The sequence below is a fragment of the Candidatus Nitrosotalea sp. FS genome (assembly GCF_011319475.1).
GTDB lineage: Archaea > Thermoproteota > Nitrososphaeria > Nitrososphaerales > Nitrosopumilaceae > Nitrosotalea.
Genome location: NZ_RCMC01000307.1, coordinates 1 through 10,204, shown reverse-complemented (window position 1 = coordinate 10,204; position 10,204 = coordinate 1). Strand labels below are relative to the sequence as shown.

Annotated in this window: 11 protein-coding genes and 3 pseudogenes; 5 read left to right on the top strand and 9 right to left on the bottom strand. The window is 37.5% G+C overall.

Features of this window, described 5'->3' with window-relative positions; genetic code table 11:
* The 4 genes and pseudogenes from DYY66_RS12460 to bioA all read right to left on the bottom strand — a co-directional run.
* Positions 1 to 585 (bottom strand): aminotransferase class I/II-fold pyridoxal phosphate-dependent enzyme (locus DYY66_RS12460; protein WP_218583749.1); only part of this gene is annotated, 585 nt, incomplete at its 3' end.
* Positions 575 to 1,555, bottom strand: a complete 981-nt coding sequence (gene bioB / locus DYY66_RS12455; RefSeq protein ID WP_166289990.1) for a biotin synthase BioB — start codon at positions 1,553 to 1,555, stop codon at positions 575 to 577. The genes bioB and DYY66_RS12460, both read right to left, overlap by 11 nt.
* A gap of 291 nt (positions 1,556 to 1,846) precedes the next feature.
* A pseudogene (locus tag DYY66_RS15215) lies at positions 1,847 to 1,997 on the bottom strand (adenosylmethionine--8-amino-7-oxononanoate transaminase); the annotation flags it as partial.
* 1 nt (position 1,998) lies between these two features.
* Positions 1,999 to 3,247, bottom strand: a 1,249-nt coding sequence (bioA, locus tag DYY66_RS12450) for an adenosylmethionine--8-amino-7-oxononanoate transaminase (RefSeq protein ID WP_255496487.1), incomplete at its 3' end; no start/stop codon positions are given.
* Between the two features lie 72 nt (positions 3,248 to 3,319).
* On the opposite strand from bioA, the pseudogene DYY66_RS15210 reads away from it, so the two are divergent.
* Positions 3,320 to 3,431, top strand: a pseudogene (locus tag DYY66_RS15210) (AAA family ATPase); the annotation flags it as partial.
* A gap of 1 nt (position 3,432) precedes the next feature.
* Positions 3,433 to 3,945, top strand: a pseudogene (bioD, locus tag DYY66_RS12445) (dethiobiotin synthase); the annotation flags it as partial.
* 46 nt (positions 3,946 to 3,991) lie between these two features.
* Here the strand turns inward: bioD and DYY66_RS12440 are convergent.
* Positions 3,992 to 4,531 carry a hypothetical protein gene (locus DYY66_RS12440; RefSeq protein WP_166289984.1) on the bottom strand — a complete coding sequence of 180 codons (540 nt, stop codon included), beginning with the start codon at positions 4,529 to 4,531 and terminating at the stop codon, positions 3,992 to 3,994.
* A gap of 106 nt (positions 4,532 to 4,637) precedes the next feature.
* Here DYY66_RS12440 and DYY66_RS12435 point away from each other — a divergent pair, with 106 nt between their 5' ends.
* A complete protein-coding gene (locus DYY66_RS12435) occupies positions 4,638 to 5,915 on the top strand; it encodes an adenylate/guanylate cyclase domain-containing protein (RefSeq protein ID WP_166289981.1) in 1,278 nt (425 codons plus the stop codon).
* A 1-nt stretch (position 5,916) separates the two neighbouring features.
* Here the strand turns inward: DYY66_RS12435 and purE are convergent, their stop codons facing one another.
* Entirely contained in the window at positions 5,917 to 6,489 is a 573-nt protein-coding gene (gene purE / locus DYY66_RS12430; protein ID WP_166289978.1) for a 5-(carboxyamino)imidazole ribonucleotide mutase, read from the bottom strand.
* Between the two features lie 115 nt (positions 6,490 to 6,604).
* Here purE and DYY66_RS12425 point away from each other — a divergent pair, with 115 nt between their 5' ends.
* The gene (locus DYY66_RS12425) at positions 6,605 to 7,165 is read left to right on the top strand and encodes a hypothetical protein (protein WP_166289974.1); all 561 of its coding nucleotides are present in this window, start codon (positions 6,605 to 6,607) and stop codon (positions 7,163 to 7,165) included.
* A gap of 4 nt (positions 7,166 to 7,169) precedes the next feature.
* On the opposite strand, the gene DYY66_RS15365 is transcribed toward DYY66_RS12425, so the two are convergent.
* On the bottom strand, positions 7,170 to 7,385 hold the full coding sequence (locus DYY66_RS15365) for a hypothetical protein (protein ID WP_309224019.1): 216 nt from the start codon (positions 7,383 to 7,385) through the stop codon (positions 7,170 to 7,172).
* A 26-nt stretch (positions 7,386 to 7,411) separates the two neighbouring features.
* Positions 7,412 to 8,320, bottom strand: a complete 909-nt coding sequence (gene purK, locus DYY66_RS12420; protein WP_309224018.1) for a 5-(carboxyamino)imidazole ribonucleotide synthase — start codon at positions 8,318 to 8,320, stop codon at positions 7,412 to 7,414.
* A 133-nt stretch (positions 8,321 to 8,453) separates the two neighbouring features.
* On the opposite strand from purK, the gene DYY66_RS12415 reads away from it, so the two are divergent.
* A complete protein-coding gene (locus DYY66_RS12415) occupies positions 8,454 to 9,188 on the top strand; it encodes an ATPase domain-containing protein (protein ID WP_166289971.1) in 735 nt (244 codons plus the stop codon).
* 483 nt (positions 9,189 to 9,671) lie between these two features.
* Here DYY66_RS12415 and DYY66_RS12410 read toward each other — a convergent pair.
* A partial coding sequence (locus tag DYY66_RS12410; RefSeq protein WP_304515766.1) for a TrmB family transcriptional regulator occupies positions 9,672 to 10,075 on the bottom strand: 404 nt, incomplete at its 3' end.
* Positions 10,076 to 10,204 lie beyond the last annotated feature (129 nt).

The following is a 10,204-nucleotide window of genomic DNA, read 5'->3' as shown; positions in this document are numbered from 1 at the left end:
ATGTGCATCATCAAGCAAGAGAAACGCATTATTCTCTTGGCATAGTTTTGTTATTTCATCTAGTTTTGCATAATCGCCATTCATTGAAAATATTCCTTCTGTTATGACAAACTTTCTTTTTGCTTTTTTGCGCAATTTTTTTTCTAAATCTGTAATGTCATTATGCTTGTACACTGATTTTTTTGCATGGGATAACCTGCATGCATCAATTATGCTTGCGTGGTTTAGCTCATCACTTAGTATGAGATCATTTTTTTGTGGTAGGATGGAAATTGCGCCAAGGTTTGCCATGTATCCTGTTGGAAATACTAACGCAGAATGTTTTGATTTGTGGTGTGCAAGACTGTCTTCGAGTTTCTTAAATGATATATCATTTCCTGAAATCAATCTTGAGCTTGACTGGATCTGAGAAAAGTAGTGTCTTGAATCAAGACCTAGGTAATCGTTTGATGATAAATTCACTAGCTTTTTTCCTTGAATTGTGATATTTGGGCCTGAAACTTTATTGTCAACAAGTCTTCGATACAGGTTTGCCTTCTTTATCTGCCTTAATCTTTCACTGATAAAATCAGTTCTAGGCTTCAAGGCCTATTTTTGATATCATTTGAAAATCATCTGATGGTTTGTTTCCACCAATTGTTAGATATCCTCCTGTAATGATTCCGTTTGCACCGCCAAGAAGCACTTTTTCCTGGTCATTTGAGAGGTAAACTTCTCTTCCTCCTGCAATCTTGAGTATTGTCTTTGGCATCAAAAACCTGAAGACTGCTATTGTACGCAGTATCTCTGATATTGAGAGTCTAGTTTGTAACTCAAGAGGTGTTCCTTTTTGTGGTACAAGCATATTGATGGGGCACTCTTCTGGACTTAGTCCTGCAAGATCAAGTCCTAGCTCTAGTCTCTGCATTCTTGTCTCACCCATGCCAATTATTCCTCCACAGCACAATTCCAAGCCTACACTTTTGACAATATGGTTTGTTTCCATCCTGTCATCGTATGTGTGAGTAGTGCATATTTTTTCAAAAAAGCTTCTCGGTGCTTCCAGATTGTGGTTGTAGCGCTTTACGCCAAGATCTTTTAGTTTGATTGCCATATCTTTATTGATAAAACCAAGCGAACAGTTAACCTCTATTCCAACTTCATGGTTTATTTTTTCTATGATTGTGGAAATTTGCTCAAAATCTTTCTCTGTTGGACCACGCCATGCACAAACAAGACAAAAACTCTTCACTCCATCTTCTTTTGCAAGCATTGCATTTTGTACTATTGTCTCTGGTGGCAACAGTTTGTATGTATCAATACCTGTCTTGAAAAATGCAGACTGGGAACAAAATGAACAGTCCTCTTGGCATTTACCTTTTTTTGCATTAATCAATGCTTCAACATCTACAGTATCACCGCATAATTTTCTTGTAATTTCATTAGCTGCATCAGACAAAATCTGTAGCGAATCATCTGATACATTGATGAGTCTTTCAGATTCTTGCTCTGAAATTCTATGTCCTGATAATACCTTGTCTCTGCAAGAAATTATAAAATCAGATTCATTTGTCAATGTCTACCCTGTTTTAAATCCATTAATTAAGATTATTTTAACCGTAAACCTGGTATGCTGGAATGGTTTACAATGGATATACTAGATTCTGGTTGGACAAACATGTGGTCGTGATTTTAGGTGTCTTTCACCGCACTTTTCACATGTTGTAAACTCTAATACTGTATTGGAACATCTGTGTATCTCACCAGTTTGTAAGGCCTTGTTACACGTTGGGCAGATTCGAGTCTGTGGCATTATAATTATTACATCACAGACGGTTATAGTATTTCATACTCTCTTATCGCATTCTCACACTTGGGATGAGACGTTCTTGATTGTCTTTATGGTTCCATCTAGCAAAAAGTCCAATTCTTTCTCTGATATGGCAAGTGGGGGAACTATCATGACTATATGTCCAAGTGTTCGTTGGTAAATCCCCTGTTTTTTTGCCTCGTTGAATNCTTTCTCTGATATGGCAAGTGGGGGAACTATCATGACTATGGGTCCGAGGGTTCGTTGGTAAATTCCGTGTTTTTTTGCCTCGATGAAGACCTTTTGGGGCAATCGTTTCTGAGGTGATATTGGAGTTTTTGTCTTTTTGTTTGATACTAGTTCTATTCCCATCAACATTCCCTTGTGTCTTACATCTCCAACTAAACCTAAATTAGAGATCTCTTCTACACGTGACCGAATCTGGGCTTCGCGTCTTTTTATCTTTGAGATTAAATTGTGTTTTTTGTATAATGAAATATTTGTAAGAGCTGTTGCACATGCAAGAGGATTTCCGGTAAATGTGTGTCCGTGGAAGAAATGTTTCATGTCTTTGTATTCGCCAAGAAATGAATCGTATACTTTTTTGTTTGCAAGTGTTGCAGCAAGTGGAAGATATCCGCCTGACAACATCTTTCCAAATGATACGATATCTGGTGTGCTTTCCTGGGTTTGGTATTCAACAATTGATCCCAGCCTTCCAAAGCCTGTAGCTATCTCATCAAGTATGAACAAGACATTGTATTTTTTGCACATTTTGCTGATTTTTTTCTGGAATCCTTTTGGATAGATTACAACTCCGCCTGCTATCTGTGCGCCACTTTCCATTACAAATGCTGCAATGTTGTTATTTTTTGAAAATGTCTGTTCAATTTTCTCAAGGCAAAACTCTTGATAGTCTTCAAACGAGTAACCCTTTGGGATTCTGTATTTGTTTGGTGTTGGAGTTCTTAGAACTGGAAATAGTGTAGACTTGAATTTTGAAAAAAATAATGGCACATATCCTAGAGACATTGCACCTATTGTATCTCCATGATAGCCATTCTCAAGTGAGACAAACCTTGTTCTCTTCTCACCAATGTTATTCCAGTACTGTAACGCCATTTTTGCAGAGATCTCCATTGCAGTAGAACCATCATCAGAGTAGAACACTCTATACATCTCAGGTGCTAGTTTCACCAGTTTTTCTGCCAACTCTTCTGCCTTGTCATTTGTTAGGTTAAACAACGAAGAATGTTGAAGCTTTTTTGACTGTCTTATCATGGAGTTTGTTAATTCTCTGTTAGAGTGACCCCATACGTTACACCACATGCTTGCCACCCCGTCCATCATGGCATTGCCCTGAGAATCATACAACCACATGCCTTTTCCTTTGGAAATCACATCAAATTTTTTCCAGTCATTCATCTGTGTATATGGGTGCCAGACAAAACTACGCATGGAATTTTTCAGTGGGTCGGATTAATAATGATAAGGTGGATGATTATTAAATAACATTAGTGAGCATCTCTTATGAAATCATATTTCATAACTGCCACTGACACTGGCGTTGGAAAAACTACTATCACTGCTGCACTTGCAGCATCAATAAAAAAATCAGGAATTGATGTGGGTATAATGAAACNTGTTGCAACAGGAGTATTACAAAAAACTGACTTCAAGTCATCTGATGTTTCTATTTTATATCATGCATCCAAAGTGACTGATCCTGAGAACGAAATCAATCCAATATTTATGCCTCTACCTGTTTCTCCGTATGATGCAAGCAAGATACTTGATACACCATTTGACAAAAAAATCATCTTTGAGCAGTTTACAAAATTAAAAAATAAACATGATATGATGCTTGTCGAAGGTATTGGCGGAATAATGACTCCACTGACAAGAGATTATTTTGTTGCTGACTTGATAAAAGATCTAGGCCTTGAGACAATAGTTGTTACACGGTCTACTCTTGGAACACTGAATCATACCATGATGACAATCAAGACATGTCAAGATTATGGTATTTCAGTGAAAGGAATTCTTGTAAACAATTATGATGAAAATGGTGGACCTGAAGAGAAAAACTCTCCAACTACAATTCATGAGATAACTGGCGTTCCAATCTTGGGAGTATTACCGTTTATCAAAGATTANATGAGATGATTTCACATATTGAAAAAAATGTTGATTTGAAATCTCTCATATCTTGAAAATTTTCAACTTGGATTGTTTTTTACCTGCTGTAAAACTGATCAGATCATTTACCATGTTTGCAAATGTGATATCTCTGCTGAGTGTGTATGTCTTGGCACCAAGTTTCATGTCTTCTTCAAGAACAATCCATATGTTGTCTTGATTTGGTTGTATTTTCTTCATGTTTTCAATTTGAGATTTTATGACATTGATGTCATTTGTTTTTGGAAAAGAAATCAGAATCACATCTTGTGGCGAAGTCCCAAGTGTTATGGTATCTGGAACTGCAATATCGATTTCAACTGACTGGAATGTGGTCTTTCTTTTGCTTGGGATCATGGCCATTGTAAGCAAATAATGCGATAATCCTTCTGCCGCTGTAACACGAGTATCTGGTCCCATCTCGCCGTTTTTTTCTATGTTTGATATGCACTGCTCAAAAATACTTTTTATTATTTCGGTACTCTCGCCTTGTATTATGTCTGAGAGTATTCTTTGTTCACCATACTCTGAAATGATGCCATACAGAATTTCTCCTAATTCCAAGAGATCACTGTTTGGTTTATTGTAAATTAAAGTTGTGATTGAAAATAACATTTGGAAATCAAAAACTAGTTTAAATTACTATGTAGTATAATTAGCCTAGACTAGGATGATCCGAATCGAAGCAGAACTGCCAAGAAATGACCTTACTGCTGTAACTGATGCTCTTGATATGATGGGTATTAACGTAAATATTGTTAAAGTAAAAAGTCGTGGCAATACTGTTGGCTCTGAAGTTCATGCAGCAAAAGGTACTGGCATGTATAGATCTGAGTTTAGGGACAAGTTCATACTCCAGACAACCGTATCTGACAACTCTGAGCATGATGTAATTGAAGTGATAAGATCAAACTCAAACACTGGTAAAATCTCGATATTTCCAATCTCTCGTATAGTTGACATTAGTTCTGGGGTTGAAAATGAACAAGGCTTAGCACTGAGTGAATATGATAGTGTCATATTGATTGCGGCAAATAAACAGAAAACATCCTTTCCTTTTGGACTGACAACAAGCAATGTAAAACTTGAACCACAGGCAGTAGAGGGAGAAAAGGGATACTATGATGTAATAGAAAAGAAATTTGTTCCACTTGAAAATTTGGAATCTGTCGTATCTCAGGTAAAGCCTGTTGAAAACTTTCAAATCATGACTCCTGATGATGAATTCTTGATTCAAAGTCTAACTAGAATACAACGAAACTTTTCATTATACAAGAGAAAACAAAGCGATTCTTATTCTCAAGCATTTCTCAAGTATATCTCAAACAGATTCTTGAGCTTGTGGCCTGAAAATGAGATCAATACTGCTATTTTATACGTGGATATTGTAGGGTCTACCAAAATTGCGACGGCACTAAGCTCCGATGAACTCTCTGGGCTGATCAAGGTCTTCTCTGAAGAAATGTCTGTTGTGGTATCAAAACATGCAGGCTTTGTTCTAAAATATACTGGAGATGCAGTAATTGCATTTTTCCCAGAGCTAAAAGATTTTGGAAACATGGCAGAAAATGCTGTACGCTGTGCCAGATCCATGAACATGTTGATAACTCATTCACTAAATCCCATGTTTGCAAGTTTTGGATTGCCAAAAATTAACATAAGAATTGGAATTGATGTAGGAAAAAACAGAATTGTGGTCCTTGGTTCAGAGCCTGATTTGATAGGGCACAGTATCAGTATTGCTTCAAAAATTTTGCCTTTTGCACAGCCAAACCAGATGACCGTAGGTGAGGAGGCGTACAAGATGTTGTCTCCTGAGATGTCTGCACAGTTTATGAAAATTGATCCACAAGACAAGAGGTGGAACTATAACCATCCTGCTACTGGCAAGATATATCCGATTTACTTTTCAATTCCTGTAATGCAGATATCAAACCGTGGAAATTAGTTTATTTTTTGAATTTCTTGCTTGCAAATCTGGCAAGGCCAAGTTTTTTCATCTCATCTGATTCTTTTAGAACTGTCTTGTGTTGTATTTCCTTGTGTTTTTTTAGCTTGGTCTTCAATTCCGGAAATTCATTTGCGAGGATCTTGATTGCATACAATCCTGCATTTGCTGCTTTGTTTACACCAACTGTAACAACAGGTGAGCCTGTTGGCATTTCAGATATTGAAAGCAGTGCATCTAGGCCTCCAAATGCTGAAGCCTTGAACTTGTCAGAGTTTGTCTTGTCATTGTATACCATTATTGGAACGCCTATTACTGGAATTGTGGTATGTGATGCAATCATGCCAGGTAAATGTGCAGAACCGCCAGCGCCTGCAATGATGACCTTGAACCCTTGTTTTTCTGCATGTATTGCATAATCTAACAATCTTGTAGGAGTTCTGTGGGCGGATACAATTTGATCCTCATGTTTTACTCCAAATTCGTCTAGTGCAGTTGCAGCAGAGTGCATTATTTTGCTATCTGAACTAGACCCCATGATTATACCTACAAGAAGCTTTTTTGAGTATGACACAGAATATGACAAGATTGAATTAAATAATTAAACTCAACGTTTTGCATTCTTGGTGTTTTCTTTTTGTACCAATCAATCTCTTAAATTATATCTGAGGTAAATCTGACTTTGAATTGTGCAAGAATCTCCTTTAGCAGTAAGACGTGCGTTCGGAGTTTTATTTGTAGGTGTAGCAATAGCCGTTGGTTCTGCCTCTATTCTAAGTGAGATCTCATTTGAGCACAAGGAACCGATATTTTACTATGGAATAATCTGGTTTGGAAGTTTTGCAATAACATTTGGAATAATCCTTGGAAAATTCCGGACATTGCTGTCTTCTATCAAGGGCAGGATGAAAAACAGCGTCAAATGGCCTTCTGCTGTTAAAGCCGTAAACGGTTTATGCTGGGCTGCACCATTTGCAACAATAGGAATAGCACCACACTTGTACCAATACTTGATACTATTTGGAATTGGTCTTGGGAATACATCTACATTCTTCTTTATGAAAAAGTATAGTGGACTAGTAAACCTGGAGCAGATTATCGTTGGCGCAATATCTTTGGCTGCAATACCTCTTGCAATCGTACTTGATACGTCTCTGATATCCAACCAAACAACTGCCGTGATAACATCCAGAATAATGATTGCAGTTGCTTATGGTGCAGGCGGAATTTTTGCATTGATAAAAAAATAAGTTTTCAATCTTGTTGTATAAATCTGATGGAATCTTTTAGTTTCATGGTTTTCTTCATCAATGATTCCATGTCTCTAGTGTCTTGTTCGTCAACTACATTAAAGTGCCCAAGCTTTCTCTGTGGCTTAGCATCATCCTTGTGATACATTTTCAAGTATACTCCGTCTTTTTGCTCAAGTGTGATTGGCTTGTATCTGCCAGCAAAGTCCTTTGGTCCCAAAATATTGCACATGATTGTGGCATGTCTTAATTTGTACTGCCAAGAGGTAATCCTAGTATTGCCCTTAGGTGTTGTTCAAACTGGGACGTTTCACTTGACTGTAGGGTGTGATGTCCAGAATTGTGCACTCGAGGAGCAATCTCATTTATCAGCACCCTGTCATCTTTTGTTACAAACATCTCAATTCCAAAGACTCCTGCACCATGAAACACGTCCATTGTCTTTTTTGCAATTCTATCAGCTTCTGATGCAATCTTGGCATCAACTCTTGCTGGAGCAATTGTAAACTCTAGTATGTTGTCTTTGTGAATATTTTCTACCAGTGGATATGTTGCAATCTCTCCATGGATGTTTCTTGCTGCTATTACTGAGACTTCCATCTTAAAATCCACAAATTTTTCAATCATCATGGGTCTTCCAGAAAATTGCTTGTACGCTGTTTCTATTTGAGAATGGTTTTCTATCTTGAAGTTTCCCCTGCCATCATATGCATCACGTCTTGCCTTTAGCAGTGCAGGATATTGGAAGTCGTTGATTTTTTTTTCAAGATCTTGTACTGATTCTATTGTATCAAAGTCTGCTACAGGTATGTCATTTTGTCGCAAGAATTGTTTCTGTAGATACTTGTCTTGTATTATTCTGAGTGCACCAGGGGATGGATTTATCGAGACTTCGCCATGTAATGATTCAAGTACTTTACTATCTCCTGACTCTATCTCATATGTGATGATATCTGACTGGAGAGATAGTTCCACTATGGCGTTTTTATCTTTAAAATCTGCAACGATTTGTTTGGCTCCAACTCTTGACGCTGGACAATTTCTTGTTGGATCCAAAACTATGATATCTGAAATGTGATCTGACATGTTTTTTGCAGCCTCTGTTAGCATCATTCCAAGCTGTCCTCCTCCTATGATTCCTAGAGTCTTGGTCATTATGAAACTGCATTGCCTGTTTTAGAAATAGTTATCGTGAATGGATTTTTGTTTCTAGTTTTTTCCATTATTGGAATTTTGTTATATCGACAACCTCACTAGGCTTTAAATACATTTTTTGGGCTTTTTTTATGTGGACGATTTTGTTAAAGTTCGAACTGGTATTCCGGGGTTTGACTCGCTAGTTTCTGGAGGATTCCGACAAGGACAAACCATAGTCGTATCTGGTCCAGTCGGTAGTGGGAAGACTACTTTTGGGATGCAGTTTCTTTATACTGGCGCAAAAGACTTTGACGAGCCAGGAGTATTTGTAGCACTTTCACAGAGTCCTGCTGAAATAAAAAATGATTTTAAAGCATTTGGCTGGGATGTTCAGAAACTAATTGAGGAAGGAAAAATGATAATAATTGATGCCAGGCCATTTAAGAAAGAAGAAGGATTCATTGCATTGGATGAATCGCTTTACCGAGGAGAGCCTGTTCCATTCATGCATCTGATCCAGCTTGTACTTAGTAGCATCAAAAGAATTGGTGCTAAACGGCTTGTCATAGACTCACTTTCAGTTCTTGCAATGCAGTACACTGATGATTTTTACATAAAACAAGGGCTGCAAGGGATGGTCTATGCACTTGAGGATCAGAACTGTACCTCTATACTACTTTCTGAATCTGAAATATCTGAGAACATGCCTGCAGAGTGGTATGTTACATCGGGGGTAGTGTTGATTCACCATGCCAGAAAAGGAGACACCATGGAGCGCTCAATCCAGGTGATCAAGCTACGGGGAATAAAACACAGCGAGCAAATATTTCCTATGAAACTAAATGAATTTGGACTGCAAATACTGCATCCAAGAATTTCTCCCTGATGCTATAGGTGTATGTTTTTTGATTTTAACCAGATGGACTCAAAAAGAAGTCTCATTGAATAAATCAACGCATCTGAATCTGTCCATACTGCTGTAGTCTGTTCAGTTGACTGGGTTGCATTTTTTATAAAGAATATGATTTCATTGTTGTCTTTTATCAGAAAACATAGGTTATCACGTATTTCAGAAGACATCATCTTGACTTTAGATCTGTCAATGTCATCAAATATGTACAACACCTTGTCTGATACAGATGTTAGTAGTCGNCTGCTCCAATTATTAAAAATTCACTCTTGGCACTCTCTATCATTTTCTTGATCTTGCTATTTGTTTGATTGACACTCTGAAGCATCTGGAATTTATCATCCTTGACTTCTGAAACTTCAGTGTATTCAGGAATGGATTCCCAGAGTTTGACAATCTCTTTTTCTTGTTTTTCTAAGGTGTTGACACGTTCTTTTTCTGCGTTTACTAGGACCCATNTGATTGACACTCTGAAGCATCTGGAATTTATCATCTTTTATTTCTGAAGTTTCAGTGTATTCTGGAATGGATTCCCAGAGTTTGACAATGTCTTTTTCTTGTTTTTCTAATGTGCTGACACGTTCTTTTTCTGCATTCACTAGGACCCATATTGCCTTGTTTAATGGCTCTGCAGAGAATCGAATTGGGTTCTGGAATGTTGCTGATACCAATCCTTTGTTTTGTAATACTGTTAACAGATGATATGTTTCAGTTCTTGGTAATCTTAATGCCTTGCAAACCTCTGGAGCTGTTTTTGAGCCATATTTTCCAAGATATGTGTATACCTTGCTTTGATTTGTAGTAAGGCCAAACTTGGCAAGCTCGTCTTTTAGCTTGTCAAATGCTATCTTGTGCTCATACATGGCAGAGTCTGTATCCGAGTCAAAGATTGATTGCTGGAGTTCTTCGTTATTCATTTTCAAACACGGATCCTGATATTGGAGCACTTGGATTTATTGATAGAAAGTCTAATGATCTTGATCTATTGTGTC